Raw genomic sequence first — 18,616 nt, forward strand, 5'->3', positions numbered from 1 at the left:
TGAAAACAATAAATGCCGGATAAGCCAAGCGTCATCCGGCAACATGTACCCTACAGTACAGGCAAACAATAGATGAAAAAAACTTCCTTACTGGGCGCGTGTTTACTCGCACTCGCCGTGTCGATGGGGAGCAGTGCGGCGTACGCCAAAACGCCGCCCGATCAGCTCATCATTGGTATGAACATGAATAACCTGCTGACCCTCGATCCTGCCGCCATGACCGGCAACGAAGTGGTGGGCATTGTGGTGAATTTATATGACTCGCTGGTGGAGTTGGATCCTGCCCAGTTGACCCATGTGAAACCCGCGCTGGCGACATCCTGGGATGTCAGTCCGGATGGCACCACCCTGACTTTTCATCTGCGCGATGACGTGACCTTTCACTCCGGTAATCCGCTGACTGCTGACGATGTGGTGTGGTCGATGCGTCGGATCCTGCACCTGAATCTGGCGCAGTCGTCGGTGTGGAAATCCTACGGCTTTAGCAAAAAAAATATCGACCAACAGGTCAGCGCCCCGGACAGGTTTACAGTGAAAATCACGCTGCCCAAAGCCAACGATCCGCAGTTGATTATCTATTCACTGGGGGCGCTGGGGAATCTCGGCGTGCTGGACAGCAAAACCGTGCAGCAACATGTGCTGAATAACGACTGGGGCAACCACTGGCTGACCACCAATGAAGCCGGGTCTGGCCCGTTTACCCTTGATACCTGGCAGGCGAAAGATGTCCTGCGCATGACGCGTAACCCGAACTACTGGCGCGGCGAGGCGAAAATGAGCCGCGTGGTGTTGCGTCATTTTCAGGAATCCCAGACCCTGCGTCTGATGATTGCCAAGGGCGATCTGGATATTGCCAGTAATATGGCGGTTTCAGACATCAATGCCCTGCGTAGCGATCCTGACCTGAGCGTGGATGCCGTCCAGCGAGGCACGATGTATTACGTGGCAATGAGCATGAAGGAGGCGCACTTCGCCAATCCGAAAGTCCGTGAAGCCGTGCGTTACCTGATTGATTATCAGGGGATCAATAAAGCGCTGATGCCGGGATACGGCGTATTGCATCAGCGTCCTATCAAGGCAGGAATGCCCTCCACGCTGCCTGACCCTGGCTATCGCCTCGACATTCCGCGCGCTAAAAAGCTGCTGGCGGAGGCGGGATACCCGGACGGTTTCGACACCACGCTGCGGGTGCTGGCTGACCAGCCTTTCCAGAATATCGCGATTGCCGTGCAGTCCACGCTGATGCAGGCGGGTATTAACGCCAAAATTATCACCGGAACCGGTAATCAGATCTACGGCGCAATGCGCGAGCGTAAATTTGACATGCTGGTCGGGCGCGGCGGCAGCGGCATGGAACCGCATCCGCACTCCAGCCTGCGGGCGCTGGTCTATAACCCGGATAACAGCAATGAAGCCCGGCTTACCAACTTTCAGGGCTGGCGCACAGGTTTCTACGATAAACCGCTTAATGACATGATCGACAGCGCCCTGCTGGAGCGTGACCCGCAAACGCAGACTCGCGCGTATCAGGCGATCCAGACCCGCTACGACCAGCTCGTTCCTGCGCTAATTCCGCTGTCGCAAATGGTGGATTCGGTCGTTGTGCGCCGTGAGGTGCAGAATTATCAGCCGCATCCGTCGGCCACCACGTTTTTGCGTGATGTGTATAAAACCGGAGGTGAACAATGAGCGTTGCCATACTTGCACCTGGCTCACGCGCCCGGCGTGTCTCGACCCGTCTGATACAGGTGGCAATGACGTTGTTTGGATTGCTGCTGCTGACCTTTTTTATCGGTCGCGTCATGCCGATCGACCCGGTACTGGCGATCGTGGGACCTGATGCGGATCAGAGCACCTATCAGCAGGTGTATCACCAGTTAGGCTTTGATAAATCGCTGGCGGCGCAGTTTGGTATTTACTTCACCAATCTGCTGCACGGTGATCTGGGTAATGCGCTGCTGACCGGTAAGCCGGTGATGGATGACATTGTACGCGTTTTCCCGGCCACCATTGAGCTGGCGACGATGGCCATTGTGGTAGGGGCGGGTCTGGGGATCCCGCTGGGGGTGTTGGCGGCGGCACGACGCAATAGCCTGTCGGATTACGTGGTGCGCATCATTAGCCTGGCAGGTTATTCCACACCGATTTTCTGGGTGGGGATGATGGGGCTGCTGGTGTTCTACGCCTGGCTAAGCTGGGTGGGCGGCGCGGGGCGTCTGGATCTCGGATTGGACGGGCTGGTGCCGCGCCAGACCGGATTAATGACCGTCGATGCGCTGTTGGCCGGCAATGCCACCGTGTTCTGGAATGCCATTAATCATCTGGTTTTGCCTGCTGCGCTATTGGGTTTTCACTCGCTGGCTTACATCAGCCGTATGACCCGTAGCTTTATGCTGGCGCAGCTTTCACAGGAGTTCATTATCACCGCGCGCGTCAAAGGGCTGACCGAGCGTCAGGTCATCTGGAACCATGCGTTTCGCAATATTCTGGTGCAACTGCTCACGGTGGTCGCGCTGGCCTACGGTTCGCTATTGGAAGGCGCGGTGCTGATTGAAACCGTCTTTTCCTGGCCCGGTTTTGGCTCCTATTTAACCGGCAGCCTGCTGCTGGGTGACATGAATGCGGTGATGGGCTGCGTGCTGCTGGTTGGGGTGATTTTCGTCATGCTCAATCTGCTCTCCGACATGCTGTATCAATTCTTTGATCCGAGGACAAAATCATGACGGTTTCTCTGGATACGCCGCGGGATAGCGGCAATAGCGAACAACGTCTGCGGGCGAAGCAGGCGCTGCTGCGAGCGCGCGGGTTCATGGGCAAGATGGCGCGTAACCCGCTGACCGCCATTGGCGGCGGAATTATTGCGTTGTTACTGCTGGTGGCCATTTTTGCCCCGCTTATCGCACCGTACAACCCGTTGGTGCAGGATTTAAACAGTGCGCTGGTGGCGCCGAACGCGCAGCACTGGTTCGGGACCGATGAGTTTGGCCGCGATATCTTTAGCCGCCTGGTGTATGGCTCGCGCATCACGCTGTATATCGTGCTGCTGGTGTCGGTCACCGTAGGGCCGCTCGGTCTGCTGCTTGGCGTCACGGCGGGTTACTTCGGTGGCAAGGTCGACATGGTACTGATGCGCGTCACCGACATTTTCATTTCTTTTCCAAGCCTGGTACTGGCACTGGCCTTTGTCGCGGCACTCGGTCCGGGGCTGGAGCACGTAGTAATTGCCATTACGCTGACCGCCTGGCCGCCGATTGCGCGTCTGGCTCGTGCGGAAACGCTCTCGTTGCGTCAGGCCGATTTTATCTCTGCCGTTCGCCTGCAGGGGGCATCGGCAGGACGTGTGCTGTGGCGTCACATCGTACCGCTATGCCTGCCGTCGGTGATTATTCGTATCACCATGAATATGGCGGGGATCATTCTGACCGCTGCGGGCCTTGGGTTTCTGGGGTTAGGGGCTCAGCCACCGGATCCGGAATGGGGGGCGATGATCTCCAGCGGGCGCACCTACATGATGGAATGCTGGTGGGTAGTGACTATTCCGGGGCTGGCGATTTTGATCAACAGCCTGGCGTTCAACTTTTTAGGAGATGGCTTACGTGACATCCTCGATCCTCGCAGCGAATGATTCGCCTCTGCTTGATGTGCGTAACCTGCACGTCGATTTTATCAACGGCGGCGCGGTCACCCAGGCGGTACGCGGCGTCTCCTTTCAACTCGGACGTGAAAAACTGGCGATTGTGGGTGAGTCAGGCTCCGGTAAATCCACCGTCGGGCGAGCGCTGCTGCACCTGCATCCGAAAAAAGCACGGGTTACGGCAGACAAAATGCAGTTTAGCGATGTGGATTTAGCCCATGCCAGCGAGGCGCAGATGCGGCAAATTCGCGGCAAGCGTATCTCGATGATTATGCAGGACCCGAAATACTCCCTTAATCCGGTGGTGAGCGTTGGCGATCAGATTGCCGAAGCCTGGCTTACCCATCATCCGGGGCGCAAGGCTGAGGCCAAAGCCAGGGCGCTGGAAATGCTGGAGGTGGTGCGTATTCGTCAGCCGCAGCGGGTGTATCAGCTCTATCCGCACGAGATTTCTGGTGGCCAGGGGCAACGTGTCATGATCGCGATGATGTTAATCACCGATCCGGAACTGGTGATTGCCGACGAACCCACCTCGGCGCTGGACGTGTCGGTGCGTCTGCAGGTGTTGGGGCTGCTTGACTCGCTGGTGGAGTCGCGCGGGTTGGGGCTTATTTTTATCAGCCATGACATCAACCTGGTGCGCAGCTTCTGCGATCGCGTCCTGGTGATGTATGCCGGGCGGGTGGTGGAATCCATCGCCGCAGGCGATCTCCATCATGCGCAGCATCCCTATACTCAGGGGCTGATTAGCGCATTGCCAGAAATCCACAACCGCCGGGCGGTGCTGCCGGTGCTGCAACGTCAGCCCAGTTGGCTGAGTGAGGAGGGGATATGATCGACGTTAAAAATCTGAACCTGGCATTTGGTGAGGGAGAAAAACGCAATCAGGTGCTGTATGACGTGACGTTTGGGGTTCAGCCCGGAGAGGTCTACGGTCTGGTTGGGGAGTCCGGTTCGGGAAAGACAACCGTACTGAAGTGCCTGGCTGGATTGTTTACCCATTGGCAGGGTGAACTGGCGATCGACGGACAAGCCCTGGATCACCGTATTCGCCGCGAACGCTGCCGCCTGGTACAGATGGTATTCCAGGACCCATATGGTTCGCTGCATCCCCGGCATACCATCAGCGATATCCTCGAAGAGCCGCTGTTGATCCACGGCATTGCTGACCGGGATCGGCGGGTTAACGGGCTGCTGGATAAGGTCGGTCTGAACCGGGCATTTCGCGACCGGTATCCGCATCAGCTTTCTGGCGGGCAGCGCCAGCGTGTGGCGATTGCGCGGGCGCTAATCCTTGAACCGCAGGTACTGTTATTGGACGAGCCGACTTCTGCGCTGGACGTATCGGTACAGGCCGAAATTCTTAACCTGCTGGCTGAATTGCAAAAGGAGTCCAGCCTGACCTATCTGCTGGTCACCCACGATCTGGGGGTTATTGCGCATTTGTGTCAGAAAGTGGCGGTGATGCAATACGGAAAAATTCTTGAAACGCTTACCGTGGATGCGCTGGTCAACGGTGAGGCGCAAACCGAGTATACCCGGATGTTAATAAGCGGCAGCCAGCGCTATTCCCGCGATCTGGCGCGGGAAGTGGCGGCGTACTAGCGTAACAAGGGACAACCAGGCGGTAACCGGCAGCGCAGCGCGGCAGGGAGGATTTCGATGTGAAATTCCTGCCCGCTTAGCGGTTCGCCATCGAGATTAAACGTGATTTCATGCGGGGCACGGATATCAAACCAGGATGACGCGCCATCAATAATATTGGGGTTGTCGTCGGATTGGGTAAGTGCCGAAAGTAGCGCCGGAAGAAGCTCATCGCCGGTAAAAATGCGCAGTTGCAGCAGACCGTCGTTGATCAGTGCCGTGGGGCAAAGTTGCTGCCCGCCGCCAGCCTGACGACCATTGCCGATGCCGATCACCAGCGCGTCTCCCTGCCAGTGAAAGTTTTCCCCGCGAATTTCGCAGCTGTCGGGCTTCAGCGTGTCCATGCGCATGAGCCCATGAATAAAGTACGACACGCCGCCCAGCGCGGCTTTGAGTTTTTCTGGTGTTTCTGTCGTGACCCGCGTGCCGAATCCGCCCGTCGCCATATTGATAAAACAGGTTTTATCATTGACCTGCACCATATCTATTTCAACCGCATTGCCGGCGATGGCCAGCTTCAAGGCTTTATCCAGAACATCAGGAATACCCACGCTGGTGGCGAAGTCATTTGCGGTTCCCAGCGGCAAAATCCCCAGTGCGGGTATATCCTCCCCCTGGCAATGGATGAGCGCGGTGGAGACCTCGTTGATGGTGCCATCACCGCCGCCCGCAATGACGGTGGCAACGCCCAACTGGTGGGCCTCATCAACGTAACGCCGGGCGTCGCCTTTTTCCCAGGTGACGCGCACATGGATCTCAACGCCCTCATCGCGTAGCAGGGCAATCGCCTCGCGCAGCGGGGGATTATCAGCACTTTTTCCATTCAGGATCAGTAAGCTGGCTGGGAATGCTATCATCCTGTTGCCTCACTTTTATCGTTTTAACAAGTGTATGCCAGGAATGGGTTTATGGCGTAAGAACTGACCGAAAGCGCGGACGTTAAACGTAAAAAGCCGCGATTTGCGGCTTTTTCAGGTAAGGCAGGGATTACTGCGGGAACCACTGATCGCTGATTTTTTGATAGGTACCGTCAGCTTTAATGGCGGCCAGCGCGGTGTTCAGTTTTTCCAGCAGCGCGGTGTTATCCGGGCGAACGGCAATGCCAAGGCCGGTGCCGAAGTATTGCGGGTCAGTTACTTTGTCCGTTGCTACGCCTAACTGCGGATTGGTTTTCAGCCACTCGTTAACTACGGCAGTGTCGCCAAATACGCCATCAATACGCCCGTTTTTCAGGTCAATGATCGCATTCTGGTAGCTGTCGTACGCCACGGTTTTCACTTCAGGATGTTTATCCTGCAGGTATTTCTGGTGCGTGGTGCCGTTTTCCATGCCGATACGTTTGCCTTTCAAATCAGCAAAGGTTTTATAGGTGTCTTTTTTCGCAATGACCAGCGCTGAGTTGGCATAGTAGGGCTGAGTAAAGGAGACCTGCTTACTACGTTCTGGCGTGATGTCCATACCGGAAATCACCGCATCGTATTTTTTGAATTTCAGCGCGGGGATCAGGCTGTCGAACGCATGATTAGTAAAAGTACAGTCAGCCTGCATTTGTTTGCACAATGCTGAAGCCAGGTCGATGTCAAAACCAACAATTTTATTGCTGGCATCCAACGATTCGAATGGCGGGTAGGTTGCTGAGACACCGAAATTGATTTTATCAGCAGCAGAGGCGCCGGTGGCGAAGGTAGCAAGTAATGCGGCCAGGACTAACTTTTTCATGGTGGAACTCCCGTCTGTCAATCTTATGATGATTCACCGTGTCTGCGGCGTTGATTTACAATGCCATTTAATGAATTTGTATGCAATAAAAATGATTAAATATTTTATGTGGAATAAAAAAAAGCGGACAGTCCAGAGACATGCCCGCCTTTACTATTCAGCTTTATGCAGTTATTGACTTAATTGCGGTGTTCAAACGCCAGTGCTTTACGCTCGATTAAGCGCATCATCAACGTCAGCAGGCCGTTAACAATCAGATAAATCACGCCCGCCGCGCCGAAGACCATGACGTCATAGGTACGACCATACAACAGCTGGCTGTAACCCATGACTTCCATCAGCGTGATGGTGTAGGCCAGGGAGGTACTTTTGAACACCAGCACCACTTCGTTGGAGTACGAGGAGAGGGCGCGTTTAAAGGCGTACGGCAGCAAGATGGCCAGCGTATCTTTCTTGCTCATCCCCAATGCACCACAGGATTGCCACTGACCTTCCGGGATTGCGCGAATAGCGCCGTAGAACAGCTGCGTAGTATACGCGGCACTGTTTAACGACAGCGCAATCAAGGCGCACAGCCAGGGTTCTGACAGCAGATGCCAGAGGACCGGATACTCCTGCAGCGCGGGAAACTGCCCCGGACCGTAGTAGATCAGGAAGATTTGCACCAACAGCGGCGTACCGGTAAACAGCGTAATGTAGGCGCGTACCAGCCACACCAGCACCGGAGTTTTCAGCGTCAGGATGACGGTGAAAATCAGCGCCATGACCAGCGCAACCACGATGGAGGCAACCGTCAACGTCAGGCTGGTATGCAGCCCTTTCATCAGTTCTGGTAAATACTCAAGCATCAGCCCGGTCTCCGCTCAAAACGTGTCGCGCGCAGGTCAATGCGTTTGAGAATGTACTGACTCAACAGCGTTATCACCAGATAAATGGCCGCCGCCACGATGTACCAGGTAAACGGCTCCTGAGTACGCGTGGCAATGCTTTTGGTTTGCAGCATCAGATCGTTGACGCTGATCAGGCTTACCAGCGCGGTATCTTTCAGCAAAACCAGCCACTGGTTACCCAGTCCCGGCAGGGCATGACGCCACATTTGCGGCATCACCAGACGAAAGAAGATCGCGGTTTTGGACAGCCCTAGCGCCTGACCAGACTCCCATTGCCCGAGCGGGACGGCTTTCAGTGCGCCACGCAGCGTTTGCGACGCATAGGCCGCATACAGCAATGACAGCGCAATGACGCCGCACAGGAACGGACTGACGTCGAAGTTTTCGATCTCCATCTGCACCGGGATCTGCACGATGCCAAGATTTATCGTAAACCCATCGGCCAGCGTCAGCAGCAACTGGGAGGAACCGAAATAGATAAACAGAACCACCAGAATTTCCGGAAGTCCGCGCAGGAGCGTCACCAGGGCTGAACCCGTCCATGCCACTGGACGCCATTTAGCAGACTCCCAGACGGCAAACAACATTGCGAGAGCCAGGCCAATGATCAGCGCACAAACGGCAAGGCCGACGGTCATCCCGGCGGCGCTTGCTAAAGGAAAAAATTCATTCATCTAATATTACTTCTGGAACCATTTGTTATAGATGGTTTCGTACGTCCCATCTTTCTTCACTTTTTCCAGCGCAGCATTGAATTTCTGCTGCAGCTCGGTATTGCCCTGGCGCATTGCAATGCCCAGACCGGTACCGAAGTAATCTTTATCGGTGACTTTATCGCCAACGGCGGCCAGTTTCGGATTGTCCTTCAGCCATTCGGTCACGACAGCGGTATCACCAAAGACGCCATCAATACGCCCGTTCTGCAGGTCGAGTTTGGCATTCTGGTAGCTGTCATACGGAACGGTGGTGACTTCCGGATGTTTATCCATGATGAATTTCTGGTGCGTGGTGCCGTTTTGTACGCCCACTTTCTTGCCTTTCAGCTGGTCAATGCTGGTGTATTTACCCTGTTGACCAACAAACAACGCGGAGTTGTCATAGTAAGGCGTAGTGAACAACACCTGTTTTTCACGCTCCGGCGTGATGTCCATACCGGCCATTACCGCGTCAAAACGGCGGAATTTCAGGCTTGGGATCAGGCTGTCGAAAGCCTGGTTAGTGAACGTACAGGTGGCGTCGATCTCTTTACACAGCGCATTTGCCAGGTCAACGTCAAAACCCACGATGTTGTTATTAGCATCAATGGATTCAAACGGAGGATAAGACGCTTCGGTAGCGAAGCGAATGGTTTGGGCTGCGGTAGCGGAAAGGCTAAAACCTGCGATTAGCGCGGCAATCAGAACTTTTTTCATTGTATTGTCCCGAATCTTAGTGAGAGAGATAGTTTTTAAACGCTTCGGTTTGCGGGTTGGCAAAGCAGCTCGCATTCCCAAACTCGACGATATGACCGTTTTCCATATACACCACACGACTGGCCGTTTTACGGGCGACTTCCACTTCGTGGGTGACGATCACCTGAGTAATATTGGTTTCTGCCAGCTCACGAATGATGCTGACGATTTGTGCGGTAATTTCCGGGTCAAGCGCTGCGGTGGGTTCATCAAACAGCAGCACCTGTGGCTCCATCATTAACGCGCGGGCAATGGCCACACGCTGTTGCTGGCCGCCGGAAAGATGCAGTGGGTAACGATCGCTATAGGGCTTCAGTCGCAGACGTTCCAGCAGCTTCTCGGCACGCGCCAGCGCCTGGTCCTTGCTCAGACCCAGCACGCGGCAGGGCGCTTCGATCAGGTTCTGCTGCACCGTAAGATGCGGCCAAAGATTGTATTGCTGAAAGACCATGCCCACGTTCTGACGCAGTTCGCGAATGGCTTTATCAGAAGGTGTTTTCGTGAAGTCGAAACGGTTACCGGCAATAGAGAGCGTGCCCGAACGCGGCATCTCAAGCAGGTTGAGTACGCGCAGTAGCGAGCTTTTCCCGGCTCCACTTGGGCCAAGTAACACCAGTGTTTCGCCCTGAGGGCAATCCAGCGTGATATCGAACAGCGCCTGATGTGCGCCGTAGAAGCAGTTAATGCCGTTTAATTGAATACTCATTGACACTCGTATACTGGCAGTCTGATAGCTATTGAAGCCGCAGATACTACCTTTGACAGAATAGTTATGCAATATTTATGCGTTAAAAGTTAAATGCAAACCGCATTCTTCTCTAAACATAGCACAAAATAGCGGGGTCACCAGTGGGCAAGAATAATTGTCGGCATTCTATGCAGAATGCCAGACAATTTATGGGGTTTATGATTTGAACGAATGAATGGCGGGATTAACGGTTTTCGACAGACTGGCGCAGCGTCCCGGCTGGCGCATGTACACTACCGCCCAGATAGCGAACATCATCCACGACCCAGCACTGGCCTTCACGGATCATCAGTACTTCATCACGCCAGGTTTGATTACCCTGCTTAAGCTCTACGCGCAGCGGAATGTTACGTGCATCACTATTCGGAATGGTCGAGGCGCTGGCGACACTGGCGCTGTCCGGTAAGGTGGTGCGGCTGGAGAAGGGATCGCTGGTCAGCAGCTCGCGGTGCGAGTTATCGCGGCTGGCATCGGTCAGCAATTTCGCCAGGTTGTCACTTAAGTACGGACGCAGGGCGGTGATGTCGTTGCTACGATGCTGAATGTGGTAATCATAGAACTGTTGTGCCACGCTGTCTGGCCCACCTTCCACGCAAGCGCCGCTACGCGGGCCGTTGTCTTTATAAGCCGGAGTTACGGTGGTACAGGCGCTGAGAAGAAGTGCACAGGGGACCAACAGAGAGAGTTTCGAGTAGCGCATAATGATTTCCTTATTAGCTTTCTACTAATAGTATTCTACGATGAAAAATTCTATCCTTTCAATGACTGTGTAATCGATTAACACTTTGTTTTTACTTGCATAACTTCGCAAATTTCACCGACTGGTACATCTGTGGCTATTGACTGCTTACCTCGGTTCAGTATATCAAACTGCGGCATGATGTTGTCGCCAAGGATGCTCCCTATAGTGTATAGACCATCCACGTATCTGCATGCTTATTTACGAGGCAACAAAATGTGGAAACCGGACTGCGACGGTATGTATAAGTGCACAACGACGGAGCAGTCCTTAGGCTATCAGGGTATCCGGATGGCTAAAATAAGGGTTGATTAATTCCTGGGCTCATGCGTTAATAGTTGAGTCGGTTTGAATAACAGACGATTTACAAAGTAGTTTACTTCCGCAGTTCTCATTTTCAGGTTTATCCATTTATCCCTTCTTTGAGTCACTCCGCTAAGCACTAAGTCGATTCTGTAATAAAACCAAATATGCCGAAAGGCTCAAATTAAGGAATAAAATATATGTCTAATAAAATGACGGGTTTAGTTAAGTGGTTTAATCCTGAGAAAGGTTTTGGATTCATCACGCCCAAAGATGGTAGCAAAGATGTGTTTGTGCATTTTTCTGCTATCCAAAGTAACGACTTTAAAACGCTGAATGAAAATCAGGAAGTCGAGTTTAGCGTGGAGCAGGGACCTAAAGGCCCATCCGCTGTTAATGTTGTGGCGCTCTAAGGTAACTATTATTACTAATCATATTCACTTTCGCTGCCCATGTTGCCATGGTTCGCAGTACAGAACATCGAGCTTCGATGTGACTGAGGGAAATCCGTTTGGCGCGAAATGTATTTTTTGCAAATCTAAAATGATTACATTTGATAATGTTGCAATGTACATTCAGTCCGGCCAGACTCCGCTGGATTTCAGAAAATAATTTTTTAGGCCCCTTCAAGGGGCCTTTTTTAATGACTTAACAGATGACCCTACCTGTTTATCGTGAGATCGTCATCTTGACGTTTTTGTCGTGATGCCAGAACATCGTTTACTGCGAACCTGCCTTCAGCCCCTCTCTTATCGTTTAATATGCAAACAATTTCTGGGTGTGTAATGACCAGTTGCGCCTGGGTTATTGAATCTTTTTATCGTATAGTTTATAGATATCCATGGTTATACAGATAATACTATCTACTGGCGCGTTGATGCCGTTACAGACCAGAAGAGGTGCATAATGGACGTCGAGAAATTAAAAAATAAAACTGAAGCGGATATATCTGAGTTCATCACAAAGAAAATTGTTGAGCTGAAGAAAAAGACCGGGAAAGAAGTTTCCGATATTCAGTTTATCGCTCGTGAGAAAATGACCGGACTTGAAAGTTATGACATTAAAATTAAGTTGATCTAATTTTCAAATACCATCCAGTATGCGTTAAAGCATCGCCGTCCAGCTGAGGCGGTGCTTTTTATTTTTATAATTTCAAAATGAAATTATAAGTGTGATCTCTTCCGTGTGTGAACGAGGCGGTGGCAAAAGTGTGTGAATTTCAGCCGTACGCGATAACCCAGTATTTCATCCTGGTGGATATTTATTATCACAGGCGTAGGATGATTTGGCTGTCGACAAGATAAGACGTTCGTCCTGTCGTGTGCGGGCTTCTGATTATTCATTAACGACGAGGTGGTGCTGGTAATGAGTACACTGATCATTCGTTTATTGTTCTTAACGATTATATTGGCCCCTGTTTCATTACGCGCCGATGAACAGAGCGGAATGCAGCTTGAGCGTGTTGTCATCGTCAGTCGTCATGGCGTCAGGGCACCGACAAAGTTCACGCCGCTTATGCAGCAAGTCACTCCCGACCGCTGGCCGCAATGGGACGTTCCTCTGGGGTGGTTGACTCCTCGCGGCGGGGCACTCATTACTGAATTAGGACGGTATCAACGTTTACGCCTGGCGGACAAAGGTCTGCTGGATAATAAAACGTGTCCAACGGCAGGGCAGGTCGCGGTCATTGCCGATAGCGATCAACGTACCCGTAAAACGGGTGAAGCATTCCTGGCAGGACTGGCCCCGAAATGTAAAGTACAGGTTCATTATCAACAAGATAAGTCAAAATCTGATCCCCTTTTTAATCCCATCAAGGCGGGGCAGTGTTCGCTGAACACATCGCAGGTGAAAGAGGCCATCCTGACCCGGGCTGGCGGAAGTCTTGATGAGTACACGCGCCACTACCAACCCGCATTTCAAGCCCTGGAACGGGTGTTAAATTTCTCCCAGTCAGAAAAGTGTCAAGCAGCTGGGCAGTCTGCACAGTGTACGCTAACCGACGTCTTACCTGCTGAACTCAAGGTCTCTCCAGAAAATATATCGTTGTCAGGCTCATGGGGACTGGCTTCAACCCTGACGGAAATCTTCCTGCTGCAACAAGCACAAGGGATGTCGCAGGTGGCCTGGGGGCGTATTCATGGCGATAAAGAATGGCGTACATTATTAAGTCTGCACAATGCGCAGTTTGACCTTCTGCAGAAAACCCCGGAGGTTGCCCGTAGCAGGGCCACACCGTTACTTGATTTGATACGTACAGCGCTCGTAACACAGGGGGCAACAGAAAATAAATACGCAATTCAGTTGCCCGTCTCTTTGTTGTTTATTGCGGGGCATGACACCAATCTTGCCAATATCAGCGGGGCATTAGGCCTTAACGTGTCTCTGCCCGGTCAGCCAGATAATACGCCGCCGGGTGGAGAGTTTGTTTTCGAAAGGTGGAAACGGGTTAGCGATCATTCTGATTGGGTGCAGGTTTCTTTTATGTATCAGACATTGCAGGAAATGCGTGATATGCAACCTTTGTCGTTGCAATCGCCTCCCGGAAAAATTGTGCTGCCCTTAGCGGCCTGCGATGAGAAAAATACGCAGGGAATGTGCTCATTAAAAAGTTTTTCTACACTCATTGATTCCGTTCGCGTGTCCGAATGTGCTGAGAAATAATATTTTTATTGCATCATTTCGATCATGTTGAAAATTAAACAATCGGAACCTTTCAATGATAGGGTATCGGTTCGATAATGCCTTAAGGCAGCGTTGTTAGCGTAATAAGGAGATATACCATGCAGTTTTCGACCACCCCTACGCTGGAAGGGCAAAGCATCGTGGAATACTGCGGTGTGGTAACCGGTGAAGCGATTTTAGGCGCGAATATCTTCCGCGATTTTTTTGCCGGGATCCGGGACATTGTCGGCGGTCGCTCTGGCTCATACGAAAAAGAGCTGCGCAAAGCGCGTGAAATTGCCTTTCAGGAACTCGGCGAACAGGCGAAAGCGTTGGGAGCAGATGCGGTCGTTGGTATTGATATTGATTACGAAACCGTGGGTAAAGATGGCAGCATGCTGATGGTGAGCGTCAGCGGGACTGCGGTGAAAACTCGCCGATGAAGCGTCTGTTATGGCTGCTGGCATTTGCTGTGTTGCTGACGGGCTGTGCCCGCGAGCCAGGGATTGTCGACAAAAACGGGTATCAACTGGATACCCGACGCCAGGCGCAGGCGGCATATCCACGCATTAAAGTGCTGGTAATTCACTACACGGCTGATGATTTTGACTCATCGCTGGCCACGCTGACGGATAAAAACGTCAGCTCGCACTATCTGATCCCGGCAGTACCACCGCTGCACGGCGGCAAGCCGCGGATCTGGCAGCTGGTCCCGGAAAAGGATCTGGCCTGGCATGCAGGGATCAGCTTCTGGCGAGGCGCTACGCGGATTAACGACACGTCGATTGGGATTGAACTGGAAAACCGTGGCTGGCGAAAATCAGCGGGCGTGAAATATTTTGCGCCATTTGAAGCGACGCAGATCCAGGCGTTGATCCCGCTGGCAAAGGACATTATTGCCCGCTACGACATCAAGGCGCAGAACGTGGTGGCGCATGCGGATATCGCTCCGCAGCGTAAAGACGATCCCGGCCCGCTGTTTCCGTGGCGTGAACTGGCCGCGCAGGGTATTGGCGCCTGGCCGGATGCTCAGCGCGTCGCGTTTTATCTTGGCGGACGCGCACCCCATACGCCGGTGGACACCGCATCGTTACTTGATTTGCTGTCGCGCTACGGCTACGAGGTGAAACCGGACTTGACGCCGCGTGAACAGCAGCGGGTGATTATGGCGTTCCAGATGCACTTCCGCCCGGCGTTGTGGAACGGCGTGGCGGATGCCGAAACGCAGGCCATTGCCGAAGCGCTACTGGAGAAATACGGGCAAGGTTAACGCGGCAGCTTACCGTGGTCGCGCAGCCAGGCCGCGGTACGCTCAATCCCTTCATCCAGCGTCACGACAGGCTGATAACCCAGCTCTTCCTGGGCGCGGGTGGTGTCCAGCGTAAAGTCAAAATTGAGCTTTGAGACACCGTAGTGTGTGAGCTTGGGTTCTTTTGCCGATTTATTCCCCAGACGCTCCATGCTGCGGGCAATCATGTCCAGCATTGGATAAGGCACGGAGCGGATGCGGCAATCAATATTCAGTTCGTCAATCAGCTTCTGCACGATGCTGCGCAGCGTGCGATGCTCACCGTTGGTAATGTTATACACACGACCTGATGGCAGATTGTCACAGGCTTCCTGACTTGCCAGCCACATCGCGTGAATCGCATTTTCATAGTAGGTCATATCCACCAGTGCGCTGCCGCCGTGTGGGAGCAGGACGCTGCCATAGTGATGCATCATGTGCGCCAGGCGGGGGATAAAAACTTTATCATGCGGGCCAAACAGGCTCTGCGGACGTAGTACCGTAAAGCGAGTTTGCGGATTGGCCTGGGCTAACAGCGCAATCACGTCTTCGCCGGCTGCTTTACTGCGGGCGAATTCGTTGGCGAAGCGGTGTGGGCGAAAGTCCTCTTTGATATCGCGATGGTGGTGATAATCAAAATAGAGCGACGGGGAGGAGATATGAATAAAGTTACGCACGCCCCAGGCAACCGACCACTCGCCCAGACGGCGGGTGGCGCGGACGTTAGCCAGGTCAAAGGCTTCCTGTGTTCCCCACGGCGAGGTAAAACTGGAACAGTGCCACAGCGTGTCGATGCCTGCGAGCATCACTTTTGCTTGCGAAGAGACCAGCTCGGTCAAATCCGCATGCACAAATTCTGCGCCCATTTTCTCCAGCAACTTACCCATCGCTTCGTTGCGACCGGTAGCTCTGACGCTGATGCCTTTCTTGCGTAAAAACTCAACCGCGTTTCGGCCTAAGCCGCTGGTGGCTCCGGTAACCAGTACCTTCATATCAATCCGCTGTGTTTAATAGAACTTCGTGCGCATTCTTCCGTGAATTACGCCTGTATGCAATGGGAAACATGAAAGAATACAGCCTCTTTTTGTCTTTAGTCTGTGATTTGTTCTGCAAGTTTGGCGATACGCTTTGCCATCCCCCTGAAAATAAACAGGTGAGCCGGGATCATCAGCAGCCAGTAGAACAGACCGGGCATACCGTGCGGGTGCCACCAGGCGCGGACGTCAATGCGACGGCGATCGCCTTTATCTTCCAGGGTAAAACTCAGACGACCGAGTCCTGGCGCCTTCATACCAAATAACAGTGTTAGCTGCTTCTCCGGTTCGACGATAATAACCTTCCAGCTATCCACGGTATCGCCGACCTGTAAAAGCGGACGCTCCGGCCGACCTTTTGCCAGTTTATGCCCCACCAGCAGATCCATGGCTGCGCGCGTCTTCCACAGAATATTGCCAAAGAAATAACCCTCTTTGCCGCCGAGGCGATTCACCACTTGCCACAGCGCCTTCAGGCTGGCGGATGTCTCGACGCTAAACCCGGCCTGTTTGGCGAAATAGCCGTATTCCGGTCGCCAGCGGGCAAAGGCCTGCGCGTCGTATCCCCACTCGCTGGAGTCGACCAGTTTCTCTTCTTCCTTCAGCGTGCTGCGTACCGCATCGTCAAAGGCGATGAGCTTTTGGGGGATCAATGCCCTCAGTTCGGTGTCATCGGCCAGCAGATCGTGTTTCAGGCCCTGTATCAGCGCCTGGGCGGTCGTCGGTGGAACCGAGGTGATCACATTTAAAAACCACACTGAAATCCAGCGGGTCGGGAAAGGGATGGGGATAAGCAGGCGATGCTTGCCGCTGACCGCCATAAAATGTTCGAACTGCTCTTGATAGCTTAATACCTGCGGCCCCGCCGCTTCGAGTACGCGGTGGCCGTTTGCCGGGTGCGCCAGCAGCGCAACTAAATAGTACAGCAAGTTCTCCAGCGCAATCGGTGTGGTACGCGATCGTACCCAGCGCGGTGGGGTGAGTACCGGCAGGTTGTAGACCATATCACGCATCACCTCAAAGGCCGCAGAGCCCGCGCCGACGATAATACCCGCCCGTAACTCCGTAACCGGGACGCCAGATTCGCGCAACGTGTCAGCCGTTATCTGCCGTGCGCGCAGGTGATCGGACTGTTCATGCTTGGGGGCCTGTAAGGAACTCAGGAAAATCAGCTGGTTGACGGGCGTATGGCGCAGGGCGTCGCGGACATTCTGCGCCACTTGACGCTCGTGGGCGATAAAATCACCGCCTTCACCCATCCCGTGCACCAGGTAATAGACCGTATCAACGTCGGCCAGCAGCGGCGTCAGGGTATCTGGTTCGTTTAAATCAACCTTATGACAACTGACGCCGGGCAGTTGCTGTTTGTCCAGTCGCTCGATGCGACGTGCCGCCGCCAGTACCTGATGCCCTTGCTGGCTGAGCGCTTTTACCAGATGTTGACCAATGTAACCACTGGCGCCAAGTACCAAAATCCGTTGCGGCACGCCGGTCTCCTTAGCGGTTTAAAAAAGCACGCCAGTGAGCGGCGACTTCAGCAAGTTGTTCACGTGAAACGTCCAGATGCATCACCAGACGCACAATCGGCGAGGCGTTAATCAGCACGTCTTTAGATTTCATGTACTCGCCCAGCGCAGCAGCGTGTTCTTCACCCACGCGGACAAACAGCATATTGGTGTCGTGACGCATAACGTCGGCACCCGCTTCACGCAATTGTTCTGCCATCCAGGCAGCGTTGTCGTGATCAATTTGCAAACGCGCCACGTTATTTTTGAGCGCATACAGCCCGGCAGCCGCCAGAATACCGGCCTGGCGCATACCGCCGCCGGTCATCTTGCGCCAGCGAATCGCACGTTTGATGTAATCATGGCTGCCGACCAGCAGTGACCCGACCGGCGTCCCCAGCCCTTTGGAGAGGCAAATGGTGAACGAGTCACAATATTGGGTGACGTCCTTAAGCTCACAACCGTAGGCGACGATGGCGTTAAAAATACGCGCGCCGTCAACGTGCAGCGCCAGATTTCGTTCGCGGGTGAATTCCCAGGCCTCCTTCAAATACTCACGCGGCAGCACTTTGCCGTTATGGGTGTTTTCCAGACTGAGTAGGCGGGTACGGGCAAAATGAATATCATCGGCTTTGATTTTAGCGGCGACTTTGTCCAGCGGCAGCGTGCCATCCGGCGCGGCGTCGATAGGCTGCGGCTGAATGCTGCCGAGCACCGCGGCACCACCGGCTTCGTATAAATAGTTATGCGCGCCCTGGCCTGCGATGTACTCCTCGCCGCGCTGACAGTGGCTGAGCAGCGCCACCAGATTTGCCTGGGTGCCGGTCGGTAAGAAAATAGCCGCTTCTTTACCAGAAAGTTCAGCGGCATACTGCTGAAGGGCATTGACGGTAGGGTCGTCGCCGTAGACGTCGTCCCCGACCGGGGCCGCCATCATCTCTTCCAGCATGGCGCGACTCGGGCGGGTGACAGTATCACTACGTAGGTCGATCACGGG

General features: G+C 53.6%; 21 protein-coding genes. 11 read left to right on the forward strand and 10 right to left on the reverse strand.

Annotated elements, in window-relative coordinates; all coding sequences use genetic code 11:
• Nucleotides 1-72 precede the first annotated feature (72 nt).
• The 5 genes from IB214_RS08925 to IB214_RS08945 are packed head-to-tail and all read left to right on the forward strand — an operon-like array spanning nucleotide 73 to nucleotide 5,239.
• On the forward strand, nucleotides 73-1,689 hold the full coding sequence (locus tag IB214_RS08925) for an ABC transporter substrate-binding protein (RefSeq protein ID WP_117343243.1): 1,617 nt from the start codon (nucleotides 73-75) through the stop codon (nucleotides 1,687-1,689).
• Nucleotides 1,686-2,723: an ABC transporter permease gene (locus IB214_RS08930; RefSeq protein ID WP_115258061.1), complete on the forward strand. Its 1,038-nt coding sequence runs from the start codon at nucleotides 1,686-1,688 to the stop codon at nucleotides 2,721-2,723. The genes IB214_RS08925 and IB214_RS08930 overlap by 4 nt, the downstream gene beginning before the upstream one ends.
• Nucleotides 2,720-3,625, forward strand: a complete 906-nt coding sequence (locus tag IB214_RS08935; RefSeq protein WP_096756532.1) for an ABC transporter permease — start codon at nucleotides 2,720-2,722, stop codon at nucleotides 3,623-3,625. Before IB214_RS08930 ends, IB214_RS08935 begins: the two co-directional genes overlap by 4 nt.
• A complete protein-coding gene (locus IB214_RS08940) occupies nucleotides 3,597-4,469 on the forward strand; it encodes an ABC transporter ATP-binding protein (RefSeq protein WP_117343245.1) in 873 nt (290 codons plus the stop codon). Before IB214_RS08935 ends, IB214_RS08940 begins: the two co-directional genes overlap by 29 nt.
• Nucleotides 4,466-5,239, forward strand: a complete 774-nt coding sequence (locus IB214_RS08945; RefSeq protein WP_115258063.1) for an ABC transporter ATP-binding protein — start codon at nucleotides 4,466-4,468, stop codon at nucleotides 5,237-5,239. The genes IB214_RS08940 and IB214_RS08945 overlap by 4 nt, the downstream gene beginning before the upstream one ends.
• Here the strand turns inward: IB214_RS08945 and yegS are convergent.
• The 7 genes from yegS to IB214_RS08980 form a co-directional block, all read right to left on the reverse strand.
• Nucleotides 5,236-6,135 (reverse strand): lipid kinase YegS, encoded by a 900-nt coding sequence (gene yegS / locus IB214_RS08950; protein ID WP_117343246.1) that lies wholly within the window; start codon nucleotides 6,133-6,135, stop codon nucleotides 5,236-5,238. The genes IB214_RS08945 and yegS overlap by 4 nt on opposite strands.
• A gap of 130 nt (nucleotides 6,136-6,265) precedes the next feature.
• Nucleotides 6,266-6,997, reverse strand: a complete 732-nt coding sequence (artJ, locus tag IB214_RS08955) for an arginine ABC transporter substrate-binding protein ArtJ (protein WP_096756536.1) — start codon at nucleotides 6,995-6,997, stop codon at nucleotides 6,266-6,268.
• 179 nt (nucleotides 6,998-7,176) lie between these two features.
• Nucleotides 7,177-7,845, reverse strand: coding sequence for an arginine ABC transporter permease ArtM (artM, locus tag IB214_RS08960; RefSeq protein ID WP_096756537.1), 669 nt, complete (start codon nucleotides 7,843-7,845; stop codon nucleotides 7,177-7,179).
• Nucleotides 7,845-8,561 (reverse strand): arginine ABC transporter permease ArtQ, encoded by a 717-nt coding sequence (gene artQ / locus IB214_RS08965; RefSeq protein ID WP_096756538.1) that lies wholly within the window; start codon nucleotides 8,559-8,561, stop codon nucleotides 7,845-7,847. The genes artM and artQ overlap by 1 nt, the downstream gene beginning before the upstream one ends.
• A 6-nt stretch (nucleotides 8,562-8,567) precedes the next feature.
• Nucleotides 8,568-9,299: an arginine ABC transporter substrate-binding protein ArtI gene (gene artI / locus IB214_RS08970; RefSeq protein WP_096756539.1), complete on the reverse strand. Its 732-nt coding sequence runs from the start codon at nucleotides 9,297-9,299 to the stop codon at nucleotides 8,568-8,570.
• Between the two features lie 16 nt (nucleotides 9,300-9,315).
• Nucleotides 9,316-10,044, reverse strand: coding sequence for an arginine ABC transporter ATP-binding protein ArtP (gene artP, locus IB214_RS08975; RefSeq protein ID WP_096756540.1), 729 nt, complete (start codon nucleotides 10,042-10,044; stop codon nucleotides 9,316-9,318).
• 226 nt (nucleotides 10,045-10,270) lie between these two features.
• Nucleotides 10,271-10,786, reverse strand: coding sequence for a lipoprotein (locus tag IB214_RS08980; protein ID WP_117343248.1), 516 nt, complete (start codon nucleotides 10,784-10,786; stop codon nucleotides 10,271-10,273).
• A 542-nt stretch (nucleotides 10,787-11,328) separates the two neighbouring features.
• Here IB214_RS08980 and cspG point away from each other — a divergent pair.
• The 6 genes from cspG to IB214_RS09010 all read left to right on the forward strand — a co-directional run bounded on the left by cspG (nucleotide 11,329) and on the right by IB214_RS09010 (nucleotide 15,062).
• Nucleotides 11,329-11,541, forward strand: coding sequence for a cold shock protein CspG (gene cspG / locus IB214_RS08985; RefSeq protein ID WP_046479624.1), 213 nt, complete (start codon nucleotides 11,329-11,331; stop codon nucleotides 11,539-11,541).
• Nucleotides 11,542-11,551: 10 nt separating this feature from the next.
• Nucleotides 11,552-11,740 carry a cold-shock protein gene (locus IB214_RS08990; RefSeq protein ID WP_115259921.1) on the forward strand — a complete coding sequence of 63 codons (189 nt, stop codon included), beginning with the start codon at nucleotides 11,552-11,554 and terminating at the stop codon, nucleotides 11,738-11,740.
• 294 nt (nucleotides 11,741-12,034) lie between these two features.
• Entirely contained in the window at nucleotides 12,035-12,208 is a 174-nt protein-coding gene (locus tag IB214_RS08995) for an addiction module toxin, GnsA/GnsB family (protein ID WP_096756542.1), read from the forward strand.
• Between the two features lie 285 nt (nucleotides 12,209-12,493).
• Nucleotides 12,494-13,792, forward strand: a complete 1,299-nt coding sequence (locus tag IB214_RS09000; RefSeq protein ID WP_117343249.1) for an AppA family phytase/histidine-type acid phosphatase — start codon at nucleotides 12,494-12,496, stop codon at nucleotides 13,790-13,792.
• Between the two features lie 119 nt (nucleotides 13,793-13,911).
• A complete protein-coding gene (locus tag IB214_RS09005; RefSeq protein ID WP_096756544.1) occupies nucleotides 13,912-14,235 on the forward strand; it encodes a heavy metal-binding domain-containing protein in 324 nt (107 codons plus the stop codon).
• Nucleotides 14,232-15,062, forward strand: coding sequence for an N-acetylmuramoyl-L-alanine amidase (locus IB214_RS09010; protein WP_117343250.1), 831 nt, complete (start codon nucleotides 14,232-14,234; stop codon nucleotides 15,060-15,062). Before IB214_RS09005 ends, IB214_RS09010 begins: the two co-directional genes overlap by 4 nt.
• Here the strand turns inward: IB214_RS09010 and IB214_RS09015 are convergent.
• The 3 genes from IB214_RS09015 to ltaE all read right to left on the reverse strand — a co-directional run bounded on the left by IB214_RS09015 (nucleotide 15,059) and on the right by ltaE (nucleotide 18,613).
• Nucleotides 15,059-16,072, reverse strand: coding sequence for an NAD(P)-dependent oxidoreductase (locus IB214_RS09015; RefSeq protein WP_096756546.1), 1,014 nt, complete (start codon nucleotides 16,070-16,072; stop codon nucleotides 15,059-15,061). The genes IB214_RS09010 and IB214_RS09015 overlap by 4 nt on opposite strands.
• Before the next feature lie 98 nt (nucleotides 16,073-16,170).
• Complete coding sequence (locus IB214_RS09020) at nucleotides 16,171-17,601, reverse strand: SDR family oxidoreductase (RefSeq protein WP_117343251.1); 1,431 nt, start codon at nucleotides 17,599-17,601, stop codon at nucleotides 16,171-16,173.
• A gap of 10 nt (nucleotides 17,602-17,611) precedes the next feature.
• The gene (gene ltaE, locus IB214_RS09025; RefSeq protein WP_117343252.1) at nucleotides 17,612-18,613 is read right to left on the reverse strand and encodes a low-specificity L-threonine aldolase; all 1,002 of its coding nucleotides are present in this window, start codon (nucleotides 18,611-18,613) and stop codon (nucleotides 17,612-17,614) included.
• Nucleotides 18,614-18,616 lie beyond the last annotated feature (3 nt).

It is taken from the genome of Citrobacter sp. C1 (assembly GCF_014596895.2).
Classification (GTDB): Bacteria; Pseudomonadota; Gammaproteobacteria; order Enterobacterales; family Enterobacteriaceae; genus Citrobacter; species Citrobacter gillenii.

What these genes read in the sequence shown, in the direction of transcription:
- IB214_RS08925 (WP_117343243.1), top strand. Translation starts at nt 73, where the DNA reads ATGAAAAAAACTTCCTTACTGGGCGCGTGTTTACTCGCACTCGCCGTG.
- IB214_RS08930 (WP_115258061.1), top strand. Translation starts at nt 1,686, where the DNA reads ATGAGCGTTGCCATACTTGCACCTGGCTCACGCGCCCGGCGTGTCTCG.
- IB214_RS08935 (WP_096756532.1), top strand. Translation starts at nt 2,720, where the DNA reads ATGACGGTTTCTCTGGATACGCCGCGGGATAGCGGCAATAGCGAACAA.
- IB214_RS08945 (WP_115258063.1), top strand. Translation starts at nt 4,466, where the DNA reads ATGATCGACGTTAAAAATCTGAACCTGGCATTTGGTGAGGGAGAAAAA.
- yegS (WP_117343246.1), bottom strand. Translation starts at nt 6,135, where the DNA reads ATGATAGCATTCCCAGCCAGCTTACTGATCCTGAATGGAAAAAGTGCT.
- artJ (WP_096756536.1), bottom strand. Translation starts at nt 6,997, where the DNA reads ATGAAAAAGTTAGTCCTGGCCGCATTACTTGCTACCTTCGCCACCGGC.
- artM (WP_096756537.1), bottom strand. Translation starts at nt 7,845, where the DNA reads ATGCTTGAGTATTTACCAGAACTGATGAAAGGGCTGCATACCAGCCTG.
- artQ (WP_096756538.1), bottom strand. Translation starts at nt 8,561, where the DNA reads ATGAATGAATTTTTTCCTTTAGCAAGCGCCGCCGGGATGACCGTCGGC.
- artI (WP_096756539.1), bottom strand. Translation starts at nt 9,299, where the DNA reads ATGAAAAAAGTTCTGATTGCCGCGCTAATCGCAGGTTTTAGCCTTTCC.
- artP (WP_096756540.1), bottom strand. Translation starts at nt 10,044, where the DNA reads ATGAGTATTCAATTAAACGGCATTAACTGCTTCTACGGCGCACATCAG.
- IB214_RS08980 (WP_117343248.1), bottom strand. Translation starts at nt 10,786, where the DNA reads ATGCGCTACTCGAAACTCTCTCTGTTGGTCCCCTGTGCACTTCTTCTC.
- cspG (WP_046479624.1), top strand. Translation starts at nt 11,329, where the DNA reads ATGTCTAATAAAATGACGGGTTTAGTTAAGTGGTTTAATCCTGAGAAA.
- IB214_RS08995 (WP_096756542.1), top strand. Translation starts at nt 12,035, where the DNA reads ATGGACGTCGAGAAATTAAAAAATAAAACTGAAGCGGATATATCTGAG.
- IB214_RS09000 (WP_117343249.1), top strand. Translation starts at nt 12,494, where the DNA reads ATGAGTACACTGATCATTCGTTTATTGTTCTTAACGATTATATTGGCC.
- IB214_RS09005 (WP_096756544.1), top strand. Translation starts at nt 13,912, where the DNA reads ATGCAGTTTTCGACCACCCCTACGCTGGAAGGGCAAAGCATCGTGGAA.
- IB214_RS09010 (WP_117343250.1), top strand. Translation starts at nt 14,232, where the DNA reads ATGAAGCGTCTGTTATGGCTGCTGGCATTTGCTGTGTTGCTGACGGGC.
- IB214_RS09015 (WP_096756546.1), bottom strand. Translation starts at nt 16,072, where the DNA reads ATGAAGGTACTGGTTACCGGAGCCACCAGCGGCTTAGGCCGAAACGCG.